The following is a 22,799-nucleotide window of genomic DNA, read 5'->3' on the forward strand; positions in this document are numbered from 1 at the left end:
ATTGATATTTATAAGGGCATCACCATGGGGTCAGCTACCCAAACGACCCAATTGATCGTGCCGGGAATGGGCAGTAACCACTGTGCCGGGTTGGTCAGCACCTCTCTGAATCGCCTTGATGGGGTGAGCCAGGTGCATACGCAAATTGCTGACCACGAGGTTACGGTGACCTTTGACCCTCAGCAGTTGGCTCCTGAAGACTTGCGCCAGGCGGTAGAGCAGGCGGGCTATGACGTGGCCCAGGTACGCAGCACCTCAGGTCAAGCCAGCCAGCAGTTGGTTTTGACGGTGCCGGGGATGGGCAGCAACCACTGCGCCGGGCTAGTGCGGACATCCCTGGAGCGCTTAGCGGGGGTGAGTGAGGTTCAACCTCGGGTGCCCGACCGGCAGGTGCTGGTGAGCTTTGACCCCCAACAGGTGGGGGCCGATGCCCTGCGCCAGGCGGTAGAGCAGGCGGGCTATGAAGTGGCCCAGGTGGCCTCGGTAGGAGAACCCGAGGCAGCAGATGACGACATTGAGGCCAACTATCTCCGGGCGGCCAAGCGCAAGCTCACCCTGGCGGCGGTTCCCACCGCGATCATCATGGGGCTGATGCTGGTGCATATGCTGTGGGTCGAGATTCCGGGGTATTTGTTGATCGTGGCGGTGCTGGCCTTTCCGGTCGTGTTTGTGGCCGGGGCCAGCACCCATCGCTCCGCCAAGCGATCGCTGCTCAATCGCACCGCCAATATGGATGTGTTGATCAGCATGGGCAGTTTGCCCCCCTACTTAATTGGCCTGCTGGGGTTTGTCTATCCCATGACCTCCTTTATGGAGATGGCCGCCACCATCATGACCTTTCACCTGCTGGGGCGCTATCTAGAAACTCTGGCCAAGGGGCAGGCATCCCAGGCGATTCGAGCGTTGCTGACCTTGGGGGCCAAGACGGCGCAGGTGCTGCGCCATGGAGAAGAGGTAGAAGTGCCGGTGCAGGAGCTGGCCGTGGGGGATGTAATGGTGGTGCGTCCCGGCGAGAAAATCCCCACCGATGGGGAGATTGTCGAGGGCACGAGCCACATCGATGAATCTTTGGCCACCGGGGAATCGGTGCCCGTGGAAAAGGGGCCGGGGGAGATGGTGATGGGGGCTACTCTGAACCAGGAAGGGCTGATGCAGATCAAGGCGACTCGGGTGGGTTCAGATACTTTTTTGTCCCAGGTGATTCGCCTGGTGAAGGAAGCCCAGGGTTCCCAGGTGCCGATTCAAGAATTTGCCGACCAGGCCACGGCCTATTTTGTGCCCGTGGTGCTCGTGATTGCCCTAGTCTCCCTGCTGGGTTGGTGGTTCTTTGCCGAGACCCTGCGGCCAATTCTGGTGTGGGGCGCAGGCTTTCTGCCCTGGGTAGATCCGACGTTGAATTCGTGGCTGCTGGGACTTTTGGCTGCGATCGCAGTTTTGGTGATTGCCTGCCCCTGCGCCCTCGGGTTAGCCACTCCTACCGCCCTAATGGTGAGTTCTGGCATGGGGGCCAAACGGGGGGTGCTGATTCGATCTGGAGACGCGATTCAGGTGATGAAGGATATTCGCACTGTGGTGTTGGATAAAACCGGCACCATCACCCAGGGCAAACCAGCCCTCACCGATGTGCAGGTGATGGGGCCGAACCTGTCCCGGCAGCAGTTGCTGCGGGCCGCCGCCAGTGTAGAAGCGGGTTCTGAGCATCCCCTGGGGCAGTCCATTATCAAAGGAGCCCGAGCCGAAGGGATAGAGATTCCTGCCGTCAGTGAGTTTCAGGCGCTCACCGCCCGAGGGGTGCAGGGACGGGTCGAGGGTGAACTGGTGCGGGTCGGCAGTCGCCGCCTGCTGCAAGAGGCTGGCATCTCGCCCCAACCGCTGGAAGCCGCCCTAGCAGCACTAGAAGCCCAGGGCAAAACCGCCATGGCCGTGGCCATTGGCGACCAAGCCGCTGGGGTAATCGCCGTCTCAGATACGGTCAAGGCTGACTCTAAAGCCGCCATTGCCCGCTTCAAAGCCCAGGGCATTACCCCGGTGATGGTGACGGGCGACAACGAACGCACCGCCCAGGCGATCGCCACCGAAGTCGGCATCGACCGGGTGCTGGCCGGGGTGCTGCCCGAGGGTAAAGTAGACGCCATCAAGCACCTACAGAGCAAACACGACAAGGTGGCCATGGTAGGAGACGGCATTAACGACGCCCCGGCCCTGACCCAGGCGGATGTGGGCATTGCCATTGGGGCGGGGGCCGATGTGGCAATTGAGGCCGCCGATGTCACCCTGGTACAAGGAGAACTCTCCAAGGTGAACGAAGTCTTTCAGCTCTCCCGCGCCACCTTCCGCAAAATTGTGCAGAACCTGTTTTGGGCCTCGATCTACAATCTGTTAGCGATCCCCATTGCGGCTTTGGGTCTGCTGCATCCGATGCTGGGGGTGGTGGCCATGACCGCCAGCTCCCTCTCGGTGATTGGCAACTCGATGCTGCTAAAGCGACTGCAATTTGAGGAGTAATTTCAACGCGAAACTAGACCCTAGGGCATGGGGATCAAGTCACTAATGGGCCTCGACAAGCTCAGGGCGAACATTCGCCCTGTTCGCGCAGCGGCTCCTTTGGAGCAACCTGTCGAAGGGCATCACCTGGGTTTACGGCACAGAGCTACAGGTGCATATTACGTCCCGCCTTACGTGGATACCCCTACCGGGGGGGATGCTCTCAGTTATTCGCTGGCGATCGCCCTGCCGGTCAGCCCAGGGCCACCAATGATAGTTAGTTAGGGCCTTAATCTCGGATTGCATCGACAGCAGAGTGCGGCAGCGGGCCTCAAGGACATCTTCGAGATCACTGAGGGCGTCAAAGCAGCGGTTGACTAAGGGCTCATCGGCGAGTCGCCAGAGCCGTTCTGCCGGCTGTAACTCGGGTGAGTAAGGCGGCAAGACCTCTAGATGAATGCCGTCGGGTATCACCAGGTCTTTGCAGGTGTGCCATCCAGCCCCATCGATGACCAACAAAATCCGCTTGTGAGGGCCAGCCCCGACTTGATCTGCAAAGGTAGCCAGGGCTTGGTTAAACCAATCGCTATTCACCCGAGGCAGAATGAGCCACTCGGTATCGCCGGTCGTGGGATGAACAAACCCGTAGAGGTACGTCCACTCATAGCGTGGGTCAACCAGGGCCAACGGTCGTTGCCCGACTTTGGCCCACACCTTGCGAATAATCGGTTTCAATCCCAAGCGATGCTCATCAAACGACCACGCTTCGACCAGCGCGTCAGGATATTGCTGTTCTAGTTCAGCCTTACGCTCCGGGAGTTTTTTTAAACGCCTCTTGGGCTTCCGGATCACCTTTGCGATGCCGAGGACGAGGCACTTGCAGCGATTGCTCCAAGCGCTTGAGATAGTCCCACCCTCGCTGGGGCCAGACCTTCGTTACCCCAGTGACCTCAGCGATGACGCGCGCCACCTTGGGCCCACTCCAGACCCCGTCATCGTCCGGGGGCGATTGCAATCGAGCTTCCAAGGCTTCGAGCTGCTTGGGGTTGAGCAGACTCCGTGACTGTTGCGGTCGCTGGTCTTTGCGGCGATTGCGCAGCCCATCAGCGCCATCACGGTTGTAATCTTTCACGACAACTCGGGCGTAGTCGTAGTGAAAGCCCACAGCTTTAGCGGCATCAGTCAGCGTCGTTTGTGTGTGAACCAGCCACAGCAGATGCCAACGTCGAGACTCGACCGGGTCAACGCTAGCTCGATAACGCGCTTTAAGCTCGTCGGCTGAAAAATGAGGTTCGAGATGGAGGGGTCTAGGCATCCCTCAACCCTACACTATTCCGGAGGTATACAAGTCGGATTTGGTATGAGTCAGTATTCTCGGCTTTTCTGGGTTACCTGGAACTGGCCTTGTACAGTCACAGATTCGCATGAGCGATCGCTCCCCAGACTGCCCCGAGTATGATGGGCTCGAAGCATCCAGACTGGCCATGATGGAGACAACCTCGTTGCGTGAAGAGAAGCCGAAGCTATCGGCCAAGGGAAGGCTGTGTCTGATGCAGACCATTAACGCACTACGGGCCAGCCAATAATTCCTGAACCTTAGCCGTCAGCGTTTTAAGCTTAACCGGCTTACTCATGTACTCAGTTGCCCCCGCCCTTAAACAACGTTCCCGATCGCCTGCCATCGATAGAGCGGTGAGGGCAATAATGGGAATATTTTGAACATTTCCTTCAAGATCTTGGCGAATCTGTCGAATAGCCTCCAGGCCATTTACCCCGGGCATTTGCACATCCATTAGAATCAGCGCTGGTTTTTCGGAGCGAGCCATCGCTACGGCCTCTGTGCCGTTATGGGCCACAATGAGTCGAAAGCCCTTGGCCTCAAGGTAGCTGGTGGTAGCTTCGATATTAGCCTCATTATCCTCAGCCAGTAGAATCAGGGCAGAGCTATTCACCGATGAGGCCGAAATTGGGGTCGATGCGCCGATCGCAGGGGCTGGGCTGGGCTCAGGGTTTAGCTGAGGGGCCAGTGTGGGCGACTGGATGGGCAGCACGATGGTAAAGCTGCTGCCGACACCGACCGTGCTCGTGCAGAACACTTCGCCCCCGTGGAGTTCTACCAGTTGTTTGACCACGGCCAGACCCAATCCGGTGCCGTCGTACTGGCGGCTGAGGTCGCTCTCGACCTGGGTGAAGGGTTGAAACAGGGTAGGAATATCTGCTGCTGCGATGCCAATGCCGGTGTCGGTGACACTGAAGCTAACCCGGTCATCTTCAGCACGAATAGCCAGAGTCACCTGGCCCCCCTTAGGGGTAAACTTGACAGCGTTGTCGAGCAGATTCACCAGCACCTGCTGCAGTCGGCGGGCATCGCCCCACAGGTTGGGAAGGTCAGCGGGCCGGTCGAGGTCAAGGGTAATCTGTTTTTTCTGGGCCTGCTGGGTGACCAGTTCTAAACTGCGGTGACAAAGTTCGGGGACGGAGACAACGGCCCAGATTGGTTCCAGCTGCCCGGCCTCGACTTTGGAAAGGTCGAGAATGTCATTGATCAGATTTAGGAGATGGGTGCTGCTTTGCTCAATGGTGGCCAGAGCGTGGATCTGGCGATCGCTAACCTCCCCCAAAATGCCTTCCAGCAGGTTTTCGGTCATGCCCAAGATGGCGTTGAGGGGAGTACGCAATTCGTGGCTCATGACGGCCAGAAAGCTACTCTTGGCCTGGCTGGCGGCCCGGACCTGGTCGTTGGCGTAGGCCAAGGCTAGGGCAATTTGCTTTTCTTCAGTCACTTCGTAAGCCGCTCCAGCAATACCGACAAGGCGGCCATCCAGGTCGATCAGGGGTTCTAGCTTGAGGTTGAAGTAGCGATCGCCCCCCGCTTGATCCAGCCGAAACTGCAAGGTCTGCCGAGTTTGGCTGGCCAGCACTTGCTGCTTTGCATTGGTAAGTGGTTGGATATTGATGCCCGAAAAGATCTCGGGATCGGTTTTGTGGAGAAAATCGGCCTCGGTGAAGCCGGTGAGTGGGTTATAGACCCACTGGTAAGCCAGGTCACAATCCTGGGTAAACACCATGATGTTGGACTGGTCGAGGGTAAGACGAAACAGGGATTCGTTTTTGACCAGAGCCTCTTGGGTGCGCTTTAGATCCGTTACCTCGGTGACAACAGCGCCCACCCTATCTCCGACGGGGTAGTAGCTGGCGATCCAGTGACGAATTTCATCGGGGGCGGCGGGGGTAGTGCCGGTAATTTCGAGGTTGGTGATGGCTTCCCCCGTTTCAATCACCTGGCGCAAAATAGGCTCCAGGGTGTCCGCCAGATCCGGCAGGATTTCTCCGGGAGTTTTGCCTAAATGGTCAGCGACAGGTAGCCCGTCAATTGCCGCCAGCACCGGATTAATGCGTATGTAGCATAAATCGGCATCCAGCAGGCAAAGGCCAACGGGGGTGGTGGTATAGGTGGTTTCTAGCAGTTCCAGGGTTTCGGAGAGCTGGCGCTCCGTTTCCTTCAACTCGTTGATATTGACAAAGGTGATCACCAGGCCATCTACTTGGCCCCGTCTTTGGCAATAGGGATGTACCCGCATTAACAGGTTTTCTCCGGTGGTGGTAAGGCGGACTTCTCGTTCCAGAGGACATTCTGTTTCAAACACCTCCTGTAAAGGCTCTAGAAGGTTGATCCCCTCTAAACTGTGGGTCAGATGCATTAGGGGGCGGTTAATGTCGGTCTCCACCAGATTGACAGCGACAGTGGCCGCTTCGGTAAATTTGCGAATGCTCAGATCCAGATCGAGGAAAATGACGCCAATGTCGATACTCTGGAGCAGGTTGTTAAAATCGGCGGTGAGTTCTGTGAGCTCGGCAATTTTAGCCTGGTACTCGGCATTGATGGTGTAGAGTTCTTCCGCCTGGGATTGAAATTCTTCGTTCGTGCTTTGCAATTCCTCATTGGAGGCCAGCAGTTCTTCGTTGGTAGACTGTAGCTCTTCGTTGATGGTTTCGAGTTCTTCAATAGTGGACTGGAGGCTTTCGCGGCTCCGCTGTAGCTCATGTTCTAGCTCGATAATGCGCAGGGTGGTATCTTCGCCCAGCTGCAAGGATTTGCCTATCGCCGGAGATGGTGGATCTGGACGGTTATCTTCGAGCACCAGGGTGGCAAACCCATCAATGCTGGAGCCACTGGAGGTGTAGGTGGCGGTGATCTGTAGAGAGCGATCGCCTACAATGGTTTTGGCCGGAATGCCTATGTAGGTCACGGGCTCTCCATCTCGATAGGCACGGCTGAGGGCGGTGCTAACGGGTACCCGAAGATCGTCGGGGAGCATAGCGGTAATTTGCTGGGTCACTTTTCCCTGGGGAACTTGCAGCAGCCGGGCCGCATCTACCACCACGTGCAACAGGTTTTGGTGGTTATCGAGCAGCACACAGGTCGCCTGACGGCTGGCGTAAACATTCACCAGAGCTTGCTGAAGCAGAGGATTCAGGGGGGACGGAGACTTTTCTGTAGAGCGAAAGTTTGAGGAGGATGCAGTTGAACTTTGGGAGAACCTCCCCACACTGGGCAGATTGAGCAAGGGCAGCCGCACATCGCGCCGCTTTTGGAAAATCTTCCACTTTTGGTTGAGGGGGGTGAACTCTGCTTCCAAATCGCCTAAGTTTTCACATTCCCCCAAAAATAGAACACCTTTTGCCGCCAAGGAAAAGTGAATGGTCCGCAGGACTTGCTGTTGACTGTCTGGGCGCATATAGATCAGCATGTTGCGGCAGCTAATCAGATGCATTTGGGTAAAGCCAGGATTTTCGAGCAGGTTATGGGGGGCAAAAATAATGTTTTCCCGAATGCGACGCTTCACATGAAACCGTCCATTGCGCCAGGTAAAGTACTTGTTCAATAGGGAGGCAGGTAAGTCGTTGGCAACCTGCTCTGGGTAGGCCCCCTCAGAGGCCTGTTGCAGGGCATGGGTATTGACATCGGTGGCAAAAATTTTGATGGGCATGCGCTGCTCCATCTGTTCCATCAGGTAGTCGAGCAGAATGGCTAAGGAATAGGCCTCCTCCCCAGTGGCACAGGCCGATACCCAAGCCCGAAGCGTATCGGTTTGGGCCTGAATGAGAGCGGTCAGCAGGTCGGGTAAAATCCGGTGTTCTAGCACCTGCCAGGCTTCAGAATCACGAAAAAAGTGCGTCACGCCGATCAAATAATCCTGCTTGAGCCGCTGTCGTTCCTCAGCGGAGTGACGCAGACAGTTGAGGTATTCGTCAATGGTGTTGCAGCCCGACAGCGAGCAGCGCAGATAGGTACGACGGCTGAGGGTAGAGGTTTTATAGTGGGAAAAATCCAAATTTTCGGATGCGTCCAGCAGATCTAGAATTTGCCTTAGCGTAGCCGGTTCAATCACAGCATCCGTAGGGTTGCCTGTTTGGAAATAGCTCTGCCCCCCCGGCTGGGTAAATTCGTAGATTAAACGGGCCAGCTCGTCAGGCGGTAGGGTTCGTCTAACGACGCCCCTATCAATAGCGTGTTGAGGCATGGCCGGAACGATGGCGGTAGCCGGGGCATGCGCCAGGGTAACCCCCCCGGCGGCCCGAATGGCGCTCAGTCCCTGGCTACCGTCCTGACCTCCCCCCGAGAGCACCACACCGATGGCCCGATCGCCACAGTCGCTAGCCAGGGATTCAAAAAACAGGTCGATGGAGAGGTTGACCTGCGATCGCGGCCTCGGTGATTGATCAACCAGGTGTAGCCGTCCAGATTGCAACACCAGGTTTTGCCCCGGCGGGATCAGGTACACCTGGTTGGGCTGCAGGGTTACGTCCGTTATCACCTGCTGAACCACCATATTGGTATGGGGACGCAGCAGCTCTTGCATCAAACTCTCAAAATCGGGGTGCTGCTGCAACACCACAACAAAGGCGACCCCGCTATCGCTAGGCATGGCCGCAAAGAATTGCTGTAGGGCTGGCAGGCCCCCGGCAAAAGCCCCTAAGCCAACAACAAATTTTGGGGAGTTGCGGGGGGGAGACATCATTAGTCAATGGAACGCAAGGGAGAAATAACAGAAGTTTAGAGCAACGTGACAGCCTCTTCTGTAGAGGATTTTGCCAGCAGGGTTGAAATCACCTGGGCCAGATGCTTGAGGCGCATGGGTTTGCTGATATAGTCATCGGCTCCGGCAGCCAGGCAGCGCTCTCGATCGTCAGGCATGGCCAAGGCCGTGAGGGCCACAATGGGCACGTTGGCCAGGGCTGGCTGTTGGCGAATCTGGCGAATGGCTTCTAACCCGTCGAGCTGGGGCATTTGAATGTCCATCAAAATTAAATCTGGGTTGGTGCTAGTGGCTAGGTTAACCGCTTCCAGGCCATTGGGGGCAACAATCAAAGAGTAATCTTTGGCGGTTAGATAGGCGGTGATGGTGCTGACATTAGCGGCGTTGTCTTCGGCTAGCAAAATTAGGGGAGCTGTAGCGGGATCTAATGGAGCAGTGGCCCCGATGGAGGGGGGGGCTGTTGCCAAGAAATTGTCGGTGGGGATGATGGGCAGTTGCAGGGTGAAACAACTACCCCTGCCGACTGCGCTGGTCAGCGTTACTTTGCCGCCATGGATTTCGGTAATCTGTTTCACTAGGGCTAACCCCAACCCAGTGCCCTTGTACTGGCGGTTGAGGGAGCTATCGAGCTGAATAAAGGGTTGAAACAGCTTGTTCGCGTTCTCAGGGCTGATGCCAATGCCCGTATCGGCAACTGACAGAGTCAAGATCCCCACCGTGGCGGAGGGCTCCCTCTCAGGATGAATGAGTTCTCGATTGAGAGCGATCTCCTCCGGTGTCAGAGAGGTGTAAGAGGCCGAGACAGTGATACGGCCCCCTTCCGGGGTAAACTTAACGGCGTTGCTAAGCAAGTTAACGAGCACCTGGCGCAGGCGACGCTCATCTCCATAGATCTCGGGTAAGCGTTTGGAAACGTGCGTTTCAAGATGCAGACATTTTTTGTAGGCCTGTTGTTTGACCAGGGTAAGGCTGGAATTACAGAGCAGACCCACATTGACCGCAGCATAGTCGAGTTCGAACTGTCCAGACTCAATTTTGGCCACATCTAACACATCGTTAATTAGTGATAACAGATGGTTGCCGCTGGTTTCGATGATGGTCATGCTGCGGCGCTGACGGTCGGTGATGGGGCCAAAGACTTCTTCTTGCAGTCCCTCGGTCATGCCCAGGATGGCATTGAGGGGGGTACGCAGCTCGTGGCTCATATTGGCTAGAAATTCATCTTTGAGGCGGGTGGCGCGGACTAGTTCAGCGTTGGTGCGCTGCAAGTCTAGTTCAACCTGCTTGCGATCGCTAACATCACTGGCGGTTCCAAACCATTCCACAACATCGCCCTGCTCATTCAGCATGGGGATCGCACGGGAGAAAATCCAGCCAATGGTGCCGTTCTGTTTAATAACCTGGTGTTCTAACTCAAACGGGCTTTTTGTTTGAATCGCCTTCTGGATAGCGGTCCATACTCGGAGCTGTTCTCTAGGGGGAATATAGGTCTCGACCCATGACTTGCTGGGGCTATCGATACTGACCAAAAAATCTTTGCCGTCAAGCGGTTGCATTTCTCGCCAATCGGCGCTCATTCTGTAGACGACGTCTGAGCTGGCATTGATAAATACGCGGAGTTCTTCTTCGCTATTCCGCAGAGCGGTTTCGGCCTGTTTGCGATAGGTAATGTCACGGTTAATGCCGACTATCTGCAATGGGTTGTCCTGACCATCTCGCTGCACCTGAGCGGTTGTTTGAATCCAGCGCAGTGAACCATCGGGTCGATGAATGCGAAATTCGGCGTGGAGGTTATTTTCTCCTTTAAGAACAGCGGGGATCTGATCATCAATGCTAGCGAGGTCGTCAGGATACACCATGGCGATCCATTCGGCATAGGTAATGGGGTGATCCAGATCTTGTAGACCAAAAATCTGATACATCTGCTCGTCCCAATCAAGGGTCTCGGCTAGATCCCAAGTCCAAGTGCCGTAAGCTCCCGCTTCTAGCGCCAGAGTGAGGCGAGTGGTCAGATCGCGCAGCTCAAGTTCGGCTTGTTTGCGATCGGTGATGTCGCAATTAATGCCCACTAGGCGGGCGGGGTTGCCTTGGGCATCGTGCTGCACCTGGGCAAACGACTGAATCCATCGCAATTCGCCATCGGTGCGCCAAATGCGAAACTCGATCCCGGTGTAAGGTGCGCCCTCAATGGCGGCCTGCAGCAGCGCCTCAACCCGCTCACTATCGTCGTGGTGAACCTGGCTGCGCCAAGCTTGCCAAGGCGTAAACTGGCTGGTTTCAGGAATGCCATACATGCGACACAGCGCCGCATCCCAATACAGTTGCAGGTCTAAGTCCCAACTCCAAACGCCCAGTTGGCCTGCCTCCAAGACGAGGGAGAGACGATCACTTAGGTTTTGCAGGGCAATTTCGGCCTGTTTGCGATCGCTCACATCTGCAAAGAGAACGAAGACCTGACGGGGTGCATCTTTGCCAACGGGGCAAACCAGTACTTCAAACCAGCGATCAAACACATCTGATCGAATGTCTTGACGAATGGGTTTACCCGTTGAAAGTACCTGGGCATAGAGGTCGTTCCAAAATGACGCGATTCCCGGCATGAGTTCGCTAGCAGTTTTACCCACCGGATCAACAGAAGCAAGTCTACAATGCCGACTAAAGGCGGGGTTGGTTTCTAAGAAGCGGTGCTCGTAGGGAGTGCCTGCGTCATCAAACAACACCTCAGCGATGCAGAACCCTTCCTCAATGGAATTGAACAGTTGGCGGTATCTTTCTTCTGATTTCCGCAAGGCAAGTTCGGCCTGTTTGCGATCGGTAATATCGCGAATGACAAACACCACCTCATCGGCATCACAAGGAGCCACCCGCACCTCTCTAACCCGTTGCATCCCTTCCATCTCAACCACCTGTTCGCTCACCTGGACAGTTTGCGTACTCAAGGCTTGTGTAATGCGATGCAGGTGAGCTTGGGCAACCTCAGGGGGCAACACTTCTGTCATAGTGCGCCCAACCAACATATCGAGGCCCGTGATCTCCAGCGTGGAGTCGGAGGGGTAGAAGTTCAGGTATAACCCGTCACGGTTAACCCGGAAGACATGATCGGGCAAGGCTACCAGCATGGCTTGCAGCCTTGCCCGGCTCTCTTTCAGATCTACTTCCATGGTTTTGCGATCGGTAATGTCGGAAGACATGCCACAGAGCGCGTAGACCTCACCCTGCTCATCCCGCAGCAAAAACTTATTGGATAAAAAGACCCAGTCTTCACCATTGACTCGAACGATTTCTTCAAACTGCTGCACACCACCCTGTTCTAACAGCAGCAGGTCATTCGTCCGAAAGGTGTCAGCAATCTCAGAAGGAAAAAATTCGTGAGTAGTTTTGCCAATAACGTCTTCAGACTGGCAGTTAAAGAGCCTCAGAAATGTTTGATTGATAAAGATGTATCGCCCTTGCAGATCTTCAACAAAAATCTTGGCCGGAGAACTGTTTAAGATGTCGTATAGCTCCGTCTGGCTTTTTTGAAGGGCGGCGGTGCGCTCGGCAACCTTTTGCTCTAGCGATCGGTTGAGGGCTTGGAGGGCTTGTTCAGCTGCCACCCGCTGGGTTACATCCTGAGCCATCACCAGTTCAGCCCGTCGCCCCTCAAACTCCGAGGCATAGGACACAATCTCGACCTGAATGACCCGGCCATCTCGCAGGCGGTGCTGCCAGATGCCAGCCATATCAAGCCCTGAATCCACTTGGGTCACATTTTCCAGCAGGCGGGACACGTCTTCTAAAGGGCGAATGTCGGCAATAGTCATGGCTAAAAATTCTGCCCTGGCATAGCCATATTTGGCGATCGCAGCATCATTGACCGCCAAAAAGCTCAGGGTTTCCAGGTCATACACCCACATGGGCTGAGGGTTGCAGTTAAATAGGTGGCGATAGGTGGCTGCCTGGGCTTTTAAGGTCTCTCGGAACCTGCCATTTTTTTCAGCAATACGCTGGCATTCTTGTTCGATGCGTTGTTCCGCTTGTTTTCGTTCGACGTCAAACCGTTTCTGTTTACTGATATTTGTAAAGTAACCCACCACCTCCTGGGGCAATCCCTGGGTATCCCGGGAAAGAACTAGTTCGTCACGGATCCACACGTAATGCCCATCCCGATGGCGAATCCGGTAATCATGTTGAAGCTTGCCCTGCTCAAACAGTTTAGGGATTGCAGCAAACACACCAGAGGCATCGTCCGGGTGCAAACGCTGCTCCCAAAAATCCGGTTCTGCTTTGAACTCGTCTGCGGTATAGCCTAAAACAGTCTCAATGCTTTGGCTGATATAGGTGCAGGAGTAGGGATGGACAGCCTCACAACTGTAGGTGGTCGCTGGGCTGGTGTTAATAACCCACTGTAGCCGATAAGTTTGGGCTTCAAGCTCGGCAATGTGTCGCTGCTGTTGCTGAATCTGCCCCTGTAGTTGAGCCTGGGTTTGGCGAGCAGCAGCATGCTCAGCAGCTAGCTGTTGGGCATAACGCTGAATCTGGGCTTGAGCTGCCTCTAGTTGCTGTTGGACGTGGTGATCTCGGGACATTGTAAAAGTATTCCCTGAAGACCTTGGTGTTTGATGGCTGAAGCAAAAATTAGTTTAGAGGACGTTTGAAAAAGATCTGAGGGGTCAAAAATTATGCTAGCTGCCTGACCATAATACAGAACGTAATTGCTCAATTCCCAGTTGAGTTTAGGAAAACTTACTGGAAAGGTCGCAGTTTATGGGGCAGGCAAAAAGCCATCATCTCTTGTGGAGGGGCACCTCTGGCAATTGTGATGGAGTACGTCAAGAACCAGGAGGGGGTGGAGGGTGAGTAAGCTGAGCCCCCGTGTTCGCTCTCATCACCCAGTCGCTTCGCGTCAGGGTGATTTCCCTCTCACGTAGTTAAACGACATCGTTGCCAACTTAACGGAGGAATTGGCGGCTCTAGCCGCCGCGGCTGACATGCACCTCAGATGTCAGCCCCCCGAACCAATAAGATTTGGCCTGATTACAATTCACCACGGCCTCTGGCTGAGGTGAGCACGCCCCTACAATGAGTTAAGCGTGTATGAGAAGACAAGCATGGCTGGTGGTGCATCCAAAGTTTCAATCTATGCCGCATTGGGAGCCAACATCGCCATTGGCATTGCCAAATTTGTCGGTGCTGCCATCAGCGGCAGCTCGGCCATGTTGTCAGAGGGCATCCACTCCGTGGTCGATTCTGTTAACGAGCTGCTACTACTCTATGGCCTGAAGCAAAGCGAAGCTCCGCCCAGCGAGCAATTTCCCCTGGGTCGTGGGCAAGAACTGTATTTTTGGTCGCTGATGGTCGCGGTGCTGATTTTTGCTCTGGGGGGTGGCGTGTCGATGTATGAGGGGTGGCATAGCTTTCAACACCCTGAGGTCGGTGATCATGCCTTAGTCAGCTATATCGTGCTGGCCACTGCCGCCGTGTTTGAAAGCTTAGCCCTAACCGTGTCTATCCGGGAGTTTAACAAAAACTATCCCCGCAAAGCTGAGGTGAGTTTATGGCAGGCCATTCGCGACAGTAAAGATCCCAGCTCATTTATTGTCATTGTGGAAGATGCCGCTGCGCTGGTTGGCCTTTCTATTGCCTTCGCCGGGATTGTGCTCACCCAGGTGTTCAACAATGCTGTCTATGACGGCGCTGCGTCCATCTTGATTGGGCTATTGCTCACCGTAGTCGCCATTCTGTTGGTCATCGAAACTAAAAGCCTACTGATGGGGGAAAGCGCTTCTTTAGCGGTGCGAGACAGCATCAAAACCCTCGTCAAGGCTGACCAGTCTGTCTCTGACATGGGGCCACCGATTACCCTGCATCTCGGCCCTCGAGATATCATGCTGGCGATGAATATCGAATTTTGCGATCATCTCTCTGCCGATGAGATTGAAGCGGCGGTACGCCGTATCGAGCAGAGCATTCGCACCACCCATCAAGACGTGAACCGCATCTTTATTGAAGCGGCCTCTCTCGATGGAGCTGATTAAAAGAACACCGCTGCGAAGCAATTTGCAAGGATAGGCGAGTAGAGGGGCTTTCAGTAAAGCCCCAGGTAAGCGTGTGGATAAAGCACACCAAGGTACAGGGACAAAACTTGGAATGAAAGCAGAACGCTAGAGCTGAAGGGGATTTGACAGATCAAGGGAAGAGGCGGTGAGCTAGGAATTACCACACCCCTACCATCGCCCGCCTCATGAACGAGATTACCCGAATTCAAGCCGCTCTGCGACCCCACCTGCCTTGGCACGGTTCCCAACTGAGGTTTCTAGCCCTCTTTCTAGTCGCGCTGTTTCGCGTCGATCAGGTGAATGTAGACAAGCTCGCGAGTGTCTTTGCCAATCAGGCGCAGTTTGATCTTGACTACAATCGCCAAGTCAGAAAGAAGCTGGCAGAACGGGAAGAACTCATCTTTTCCTCTATCCTTCACTAAAGTGCACTAACCCATCTTTATTTTGGTAATTCCGTTGAAGATCGCCGTCAAGAATTTGAACCCTACTGGAGTAGATTCTAGGTAGGGTAAAGGAGAAAGACAATACAAGTTTTCCAAACTTTATTCTCATGGACAACCTCAATTTATGCTTCAGCAATCTAGAGAGAGATCGACCTCGCATTGAGAGACACATTAAGACCTTTAATCAAAATATGCAGGCCGCTGGCAGCGATATCAACGTAAACTTTCCTTTTTTGGATATACACAAAGGCTTTACTGAACCATTCCGTACCAATGCACGTTTGAGTGAAACATTCGACCACATTGGCCTGTTCAGCCATAATCCGCGTTTTCCCTCTTATGACAAAAACCAGAGATGGGGCCTTAACTACCCCAAGGCCCAGATTATGATGTCGTGAATTTTGTTGCACTCTTTCGTGAAGTCCTTGCGGTTCCGCCTATCGAGAGATTAACTAACCAAGACAAGAAAGACTTCTTTAGAAAATTTGAGCATGAGGTGAGCGATCATCTTCCTATCTAGTTGCGGTTGCCATTACCCGAGGTTTAACTAAAAAGGCTTTTTGGTGTGTTTACGGTGTGCTTGCTAAGCTTTGCCTCTGTTCTGGGGATAACTAACTGCACCGGCCCATCCCAGCATCTATGGCTCTCACCATTCCCGAATCCATCCCATCCAAGTCCAGCGAGGGCGAAAAGGCGCTATTCAACGTCCTCAAAACCAAGCTGTCAAAGGATTTCACTGTTTGGTATGAGCCCCGCCTACAGGGCAACCTTAGCCAAAATGGCAACATAACTTTACACCTGGCATAATGCGGTCTGAACCGCCTCACCCCTGATTTAAGCCCTCTACTTCCCCTCTCCCCTAGGTATGGTCACCATTCTCTGTATCGATGCTGACCCGCTGACACCGCAGCTACTAGCGGCTCAACTGGCCCAAACTAACCTAAAGGTCAGCGTGGTGGTGGCCTCTACGGTAGCGGCGGCGATCGCCCAACTGCAAGCCCTGGCTGCTGGTGGCCTAGAGCTACCTCTGGTGGTCGCCCACCAAGCGCTGACCGAGGCGGCATGGCTGGAGCCATTGTACCGGCAGTTTCCCCAGGCGCTGACCCTGTCCCTTGGCGAATCAGCCGAGTTGGCAGCAGTTGAGCGGTTGATTCCCCCGGGGCAGCTCTACCGTTGTCTGGCGCTACCCCTAGACCCAATTGATCTGCGGCTGACCCTAGGGGAGGCGCTGCGGCGCTACCGCCACGAGCAGGCCCTGGCCAAGCTGCAGGCTGAGCTGGAGGCCGCCCACCAGCTCATGGCCGACTTTACCGATTGCACCGACAGTGCCCGCCCGTCTGCCCCTGTCGGTCTGCCCGACTACTGGCAAACCGACCTGGCCCTGCGGGCCAATGTAGCCCAACAGCAAGCCCTGCTCTCGGCGCTGCCCGATATCACCTCGGTGCTGAATGCCCAGGGGCAATACGTCGATTTTTCCTTTAACGGGTTTACCGGAAAGTTAGTGCCCGTCGCCTGCGCTGACTTGGTGGGGGTCAATGTGACTGAGGCTTTTCCGCCCGAGGTCGCCCGTCAGTGGCTGGAGGGCATTGAGCAGGCCCTGGCGACGGGGGAACCCCAGGGCTTTGAGCAGCAGTTGTGCTTTGGCGATCGCATTCAGTACGAAGAGGTGCGGATAGTGCCCTACCAGGACGACCTGGTGCTGTCCCTGGTGCGCGACATTAGCGAGCGTAAAACCGCCGAGATCGCCCGGCAGGAGAGCGAACAGCAGCTCCAGCTCACCCTGGCCTTTACCGGCATTGGCACCTGGCGCTGGTACCCCGCCACTGGCGAGCACCAGTGGACGGGGCCGATGGGCGACCTGCTGGAGATCGACTTGGCCCAACCGGATATATACCAACAGTGGCGCGATCGCATTCACCCCGACGATTTGGAAGGGGTGGAGGCCAGTATGCAGACCGCCCTGGCCAACCGTCAGCCGTTTGCAGACGAGTACCGCTACCGCCTGAGCGACGGCAGCATCGGCTGGCGCTGGGTAAAAGGCCAAGGCCACTACAGCGAGACGGGCGACCTGGAGTACGTGCTCGGGGTGGTGCAGGACACCACTGCCCCCCGTCAGATCGAAGCTGCCCTGCGCGAGAGTGAGCAGCGCCGCCTACTGGCCCTCGATCTGACCAACACCGGCAGTTGGGAATTTGACGTGGTCACTAGCGTCGTGGTGTGGAGCGACAGCCACTACCGCTTAATGGGCCTGCCGCCGAGCTCCCAGCCTGTCTCTTACCACGTCTGGCGCGATGCTCTACACCCCGACGATCGCGATCGTGCGGAGGCGACCTTTGCCCAGGCGATGGCCACGGCTACCCCCCTAGAGATGGAATACCGGGTGGTGTGGCCCGATGGCACCGTCCACTGGGTGCTGAGCCGGGGCCACGGCGTCTACGACGACCAGGGCCAGCCCCTGAAGATGCTAGGGGTAATGGTAGATATCGGCGATCGCAAGGCGGCGGAGATCGCCCTGAAGCAGAGCCAGGATCAGTTGCAGATGGCTCTCAACTTTGGCCAGATTGCCATCTGGAGTTGGGATGCCGCTGCAGACCAGTTGCGCTGGAATGACATTGGCTATCGCCTGTGGGGCATCGACCCCAGCATAGAACCGCTGACCCACGACCACTGGCTCCAGGCAATTCACCCTGAGGACAGGGCCATTGTGGAGTATGAACTGCGCCAGGCGAAGGCTGATCGGCGGGCGGTGACCTACGAATATCGTGTGGTGTTGCCCGACGGCACCCATCGATGGATTGCCGATACAGGCCAGACCATCTATGCCCCAGGCGGTCAACTCCTCGGTGCCGCCGGGGTAATGTACGACATCACCCAGCGCAAAACCGCCCAGCTCGCCCTGCAAGAGAGCGAAACCCGGTTCCGGCAGCTGGCCGAAACCGTGCGGGAGGGCTTTTACGTCTTTGATGGGCAGACCGGACAATACGAGTACACCAACTCTGCCTTTAACGAGTTGGTTGACCTAGATGCCCTGGCTGAGAATGGCATGGCCTACTGGCTCAATCACATCCATCCCGACGATCGCGATCGAGTTGACGTCGCTGCCCAACAGCTATTTCGGGGCATCTCGTTTGAGCAGGAGTACCGCTTCCAGGGCCGCGACGACCAATTTCGCTGGATCCGATCCCAGGCATTTCCAGTGAGCAATGCCGTTGGCGACATCGTGCGGATTGTCGGCACGGTGGAAGACATCAACGAGCGCAAGCGTACCGAGCAGGCCCTAGCCCTGGCCGAAGAGCGCTACCGCCGGGCCACCCAGGCCGCCAAATCGGCGGTATGGGAGTTAAATCTCAAAACGGGCCGGGGCTATCTAGACCCCAGATTCAAAGCCCTGGCAGGCTACACCGAAGCTGACCTGGCCAATGACTCAACCGAATCATTCGTCCTGCTTTTTCCAGAAAATGCAGACCTTGACCCGGCCCGACCAACCTCGGCAAATCTTGCTGAGGTCAGTCTGGCCTTCGGTCTAAACGAGACCCTAGCCTTGATCCACCCCGAAGATCGGGGCTTCGTCACCGCCACTTTTCGCTCCTTTTTGGCTGAGGTGATCGCTGACCCCGCCGCCCGGCCCGACCTGGTGGCGGAGTACCGGCTGTGCCACCAGGACAATTCAGAGGTTTGGGTGCTGTCGCGGGGGCAGATTCAGTGCGACGACCAGGGGCAGCCCACCCTGATCGTTGGCACCACCACCGACATCACCGATCTCAAACGGGCAGAGCAGGCTCTCCAGCAGCTCAACCATGAGCTAGAGCAGCGGGTGCAGCAGCGCACCCAAGAGATCGAAAAACTGGCCGCCATCGTAGAGAACAGCACCGACTTCATCGGCACCGCCAGCCTCAACGGCGAGGCCACTTACATCAATCGGGCCGGGCGGCAGCTGCTAGGTCTGCCCCTAGAGGGGCCTATCGACCAGCCCGTGACCAACTTTCACAACCCGGCGGCGGCAGCCACCCTAACCCAAGAGGCTCTGCCCATAGCCATGCAGCAGGGCTTTTGGCGGGGCGAGACCACTCTACAGCACCAGTGCACCGGAGAAACCATTGCCGTTGAGCAAATCATTTTCACTGTCTATGAACCAAATACTCAACAGCCCGTGTGCCTGGCCACGATGTGTCGGGATATTCGCGATCGCGTGCGCCTTGATGCCGAACGCCAGCAGGCGGAGCTGGCCCTCAAGGAGAGCGAAGCCCGCTTTCGGAGCACCTTTGAGCAGTCGGCCCTGGGCATTGTTGAAGCCAGCTTAGACGGCCAAATGATGCAGGTGAACCAAAAGTTTTGTCAAATGATAGGTTACCCCATGGCAGAGCTACGGGGTAAAACCTACCGCGACATCACCCATCCTGACGATATTGGCGACGACGACGCCAATGTACAGCGCCTGCTGAGCGGCGAAGTCACCAGTTTTGAGATGGAAAAACGCTACCTGCGGGCCGATGGCAGCCTGCTGTGGGTGATTCTAGCGGGCTCTCTGGTGCGCGACGGGCTGGGGCAGCCTCAGTACCTGCTGGGGGTAGTGAATGATATCAGCGATCGCAAACGGGCTGAGCAAGCCTTCCAGGAGTCGCGCAATATGCTGCAACTGGTGCTCGACACCATTCCCCAGCGGGTGTTTTGGAAAGATCGTGAATCGCGCTATTTGGGTTGTAACTCGGCTTTTGCCTGCGATCTAGCCCATACCCCTGACCAAATTGTGGGCCAAACCGACGCCGACCTCGGTTTCGTCCATGCCCACCGCTATCACCAAGAAGACGCCCAGATTTTTTCTTCCCAAACCCCCCAGATCAACTACGAAGAACCTCTGTCACTGCCGACCGACCCCAACATTTGGACCCGCACCAGTAAAGTGCCGCTGACCAACACCAACGGCGAGGTGATTGGGGTGCTGGGCTGCTACGAAGACATCAGCGATCGCAAACAGGCTGAAACCGCCCTGCAAGAATCGCGTCAGATGCTGCAACTGGTGCTCGACACCATTCCTCAGCGGGTGTTTTGGAAAGACCGTGAGTCACGCTTTTTAGGCTGCAACGCCACCTTCTCGGGAGATTTTCAGCTCACCCCAGAGCAGATTGTGGGCAAAACCGACGCTGACATGCCCTGGGCCGCCTACGCTGAGGCCTACCAAGCCGACGATGCCCAGGTGATAGCGACTCAAACCCCCAAACTGGGCTACGAAGAACCCATGAGCGGGGGTAGTGACGGGGAGCGGTGGATTCTCACTAGCAAAATTCCGCTGACCAACGCCAACGGCGAGGTGATCGGGGTGCTGGGCTGCTATGAAGACATCAGCGACCGCAAACAGGCTGAAGCCAGACTACGGGAGCAAGAGCAGTTTCTGCGCAGCATTTACGAAGGGGTCAGTCAGCCCATTTTTGTCTCCCAAGTCGGGGCCGATGGCAGCGTGCGCATGGACGGGCTGAACCCTGCTGGGGAGGCTCTGCTGGGTAAATCTACCGCCGAGATCGCGGGCAAAACCCTAGCCGAGGTCTTTGCCCCCGCCGAAGCCGCCGAACTTCTACAGCGCCATCAGTTCTGCATCACCGCCCGGCAAGCCGTTAGCTTTGAAGAAAACATCAACTTCCATGGGCAACCCCACTGGATAATCAGCACCTATACTCCGCTGCTCAACCAATCGGGCACCGTCTTCCGGGTGGTGGGCACTGTCTTTGACATCACCGATCGCAAGCTGGCCGAAGACGCCCTCAAGACCCTTAACCAAGAGCTAGAGCAGCGGGTACAAGACCGCACCCAGGCCCTGCGACAGGCCACGGAACTGGCTGAAGCGGCCAGTCAGGCCAAGAGCATGTTTCTGGCCAACATGAGCCATGAGCTGCGTACACCCCTCAACGCCATCCTGGGGTTTTCGCAGCTGATGGCCCGCGAAGCCGACCTAGGCAGCGCCAACCACCGGTCACTGGAGATCATCAACCGCAGTGGCGAACACCTGCTGGAGCTGATCAACGACATTTTGGAGATGGCCAAAATTGAGGCCGGGCAGCTCAGCCTCAACCCGGTTGACTTCGATCTCGATGCCCTGCTCAACGCTGTAGCCGATCTGTTTGATGTGCGAGCCAGGGGCAAGGGGCTAGAGCTGATCGTCAATCGCCATCCGGCTCTACCGAGCTATCTGCACAGCGATGAAGCTAAACTGCGCCAGGTGTTGATCAACTTGATCAGCAATGCGGTTAAATTTACTGCCCGGGGGCAAATCTGCCTCAGGGTGGCTGCGACCCAAGATTGGCTCAATCGCCCAGGGGTAGGCTCCCGTCTGTCAATCAGCTTTACGGTCACTGACACCGGCATTGGCATCGCCACGGCAGACCTCAACCGGCTGCTGGAGCCGTTTGTCCAGGCTCACCAGGGTGCGGGCATCCACGAAGGGACTGGGCTGGGGCTAGCCATTAGTCGCCAGTTTGTGCGCCTGCTGGGCGGTGAGATCACCATTGAGAGTGAGCCGGGGTTGGGCTCTGCCTTTACCTTTACCATCCCCATGGCGGTAGCCGAAGGGAAAACCGTCCCGGCCCCAGAGGCGCCCCTGGCCCAGGTCGCCGAGCTAGTCCCCGGGCAACCGACCTACCGCATTTTGGTGGCCGACGATGACTCGGCCCACCGCCACCTGCTCAGTCAACTGCTGCGTTCCGTGGGCTTTGAGGTCGATGAGGCCGAGGATGGCCAGGGGGCGATCGCCCTGTGGGAAAGTTGGCACCCCCATTTGATCTGGCTCGACATGCGAATGCCGATGATGACCGGCTGCAAGGTGGCTCACTACATTCGCGCCCAGGAACAGGCGGCTGCCCTAGCACCGACCAAAATCATTGCCCTCACCGCCAATGCCTTTGCAGACGATCGCGCTCTGGCCTTGGCCCAGGGCTGCGATGACTTTGTCAGCAAACCCTTTCAGCTCAACCACGTACTGCTGAAAATGGCCGAACATCTTGGTGTTGACTATGTCTATCGCGCAGCGTCCCAGAGGGTGGCCACTGCACCTATGGACGATACCAATGCGATCGCGGCCCTAGGCACCCTACCCCAGAAACTCTTGGCGCAGCTCTACGATGCCACACTCAAACTCGATAGCGAATCTCTGGCCGAGATCATCGAGCAAATCGCCCTCAACAACAGACCTCTGGCAGCACTTCTACATCAGCAACTTGAAATTTTTGCCTTTGACACCATCCACACCCTCCTTCAGCAGGTTTCAAAGGGCACTGGTTTTCTAACGGGTGACGGCTAGAATGTAGGCAGTGATGGCCTTTTAGCCAATGCGATGTCCCTATTGCCAGAGTGAGCGCACTGTCAAGAACGGTAGAACACCCTATAAAAGAACAAAACGCTACCGAGTTGATTCATCCTAGGATCTTCTCAACGCGTGCCCTGGCCCGCACAGTTGTTGCTGAATGGACTGAGGTCTTTTACAACCGACAACGGTTGCACTCGACCCTTGGATATCTGTCCCCAGTGTAGTTTGAAGAAAACTATTGGTGCTCTTTGAATAGCCTGAGCGCAGCCTAAAGTACCTGTCCACTTCCTTGAGTCAAGATCACCCGGACACTGTTCAAGTTGGGGTCAAGATACGTCCTCAGCAGCCAGGAGGTCAGCGAACTCTGCGGCTCACAGTCCACCAACAGGACTCGGTAGCCTCCGAAAGCATCTTCCCTAGTGTCAGCACCGTGCTGCTCTTCCCCTGGCCCCCATTGAAGGAGGCGATCGTTATGGTCTGCATCGGATTAGAGCCAAAA

The 22,799-nt window shown here is 56.1% G+C and carries 8 protein-coding genes and 1 pseudogene; 5 read left to right on the plus strand and 4 right to left on the minus strand.

All coding sequences use genetic code 11. From position 1 onward, the window contains the following. Positions 1-24: 24 nt before the first annotated feature. Positions 25-2,505 carry a heavy metal translocating P-type ATPase gene (locus tag RRF56_RS00520; RefSeq protein WP_317033459.1) on the plus strand — a complete coding sequence of 827 codons (2,481 nt, stop codon included), beginning with the start codon at positions 25-27 and terminating at the stop codon, positions 2,503-2,505. A 132-nt stretch (positions 2,506-2,637) separates the two neighbouring features. Here the strand turns inward: RRF56_RS00520 and RRF56_RS00525 are convergent, their stop codons facing one another. The 4 genes from RRF56_RS00525 to RRF56_RS00540 form a co-directional block, all read right to left on the minus strand. Further along, positions 2,638-3,336: an IS630 family transposase gene (locus RRF56_RS00525; RefSeq protein ID WP_317033460.1), complete on the minus strand. Its 699-nt coding sequence runs from the start codon at positions 3,334-3,336 to the stop codon at positions 2,638-2,640. After that, positions 3,290-3,799 (minus strand): winged helix-turn-helix domain-containing protein, encoded by a 510-nt coding sequence (locus RRF56_RS00530; protein ID WP_317033461.1) that lies wholly within the window; start codon positions 3,797-3,799, stop codon positions 3,290-3,292. Before RRF56_RS00530 ends, RRF56_RS00525 begins: the two co-directional genes overlap by 47 nt. A gap of 253 nt (positions 3,800-4,052) precedes the next feature. Continuing rightward, the gene (locus RRF56_RS00535; protein WP_317033462.1) at positions 4,053-8,507 is read right to left on the minus strand and encodes a CheR family methyltransferase; all 4,455 of its coding nucleotides are present in this window, start codon (positions 8,505-8,507) and stop codon (positions 4,053-4,055) included. A gap of 35 nt (positions 8,508-8,542) precedes the next feature. Then, positions 8,543-13,093 carry a PAS domain S-box protein gene (locus tag RRF56_RS00540; RefSeq protein WP_317033463.1) on the minus strand — a complete coding sequence of 1,517 codons (4,551 nt, stop codon included), beginning with the start codon at positions 13,091-13,093 and terminating at the stop codon, positions 8,543-8,545. 522 nt (positions 13,094-13,615) lie between these two features. Between RRF56_RS00540 and RRF56_RS00545 the strand changes: the two genes are divergently transcribed. The 4 genes and pseudogenes from RRF56_RS00545 to RRF56_RS00560 all read left to right on the plus strand — a co-directional run. Continuing rightward, positions 13,616-14,542: a cation diffusion facilitator family transporter gene (locus tag RRF56_RS00545; RefSeq protein WP_317033464.1), complete on the plus strand. Its 927-nt coding sequence runs from the start codon at positions 13,616-13,618 to the stop codon at positions 14,540-14,542. Between the two features lie 206 nt (positions 14,543-14,748). Then, entirely contained in the window at positions 14,749-14,985 is a 237-nt protein-coding gene (locus RRF56_RS26255) for a hypothetical protein (protein ID WP_410510476.1), read from the plus strand. Positions 14,986-15,871: 886 nt separating this feature from the next. After that, entirely contained in the window at positions 15,872-22,294 is a 6,423-nt protein-coding gene (locus tag RRF56_RS00555) for a PAS domain S-box protein (protein WP_317033465.1), read from the plus strand. Positions 22,295-22,398: 104 nt separating this feature from the next. Then, positions 22,399-22,524 (plus strand): annotated as a pseudogene (locus RRF56_RS00560) (integrase core domain-containing protein); the annotation flags it as partial. Positions 22,525-22,799: the final 275 nt, after the last annotated feature.

This window comes from Nodosilinea sp. E11, assembly GCF_032813545.1.
Taxonomy (GTDB): Bacteria; Cyanobacteriota; Cyanobacteriia; order Phormidesmidales; family Phormidesmidaceae; genus Nodosilinea.

Bases quoted from the DNA above. Each gene is read 5' to 3' on its own strand.
- RRF56_RS00520 (WP_317033459.1), top strand. From the start codon at position 25: ATGGGGTCAGCTACCCAAACGACCCAATTGATCGTGCCGGGAATGGGC.
- RRF56_RS00530 (WP_317033461.1), bottom strand. From the start codon at position 3,799: ATGCCTAGACCCCTCCATCTCGAACCTCATTTTTCAGCCGACGAGCTT.
- RRF56_RS00535 (WP_317033462.1), bottom strand. From the start codon at position 8,507: ATGATGTCTCCCCCCCGCAACTCCCCAAAATTTGTTGTTGGCTTAGGG.
- RRF56_RS00540 (WP_317033463.1), bottom strand. From the start codon at position 13,093: ATGTCCCGAGATCACCACGTCCAACAGCAACTAGAGGCAGCTCAAGCC.
- RRF56_RS00545 (WP_317033464.1), top strand. From the start codon at position 13,616: ATGGCTGGTGGTGCATCCAAAGTTTCAATCTATGCCGCATTGGGAGCC.
- RRF56_RS26255 (WP_410510476.1), top strand. From the start codon at position 14,749: ATGAACGAGATTACCCGAATTCAAGCCGCTCTGCGACCCCACCTGCCT.
- RRF56_RS00555 (WP_317033465.1), top strand. From the start codon at position 15,872: ATGGTCACCATTCTCTGTATCGATGCTGACCCGCTGACACCGCAGCTA.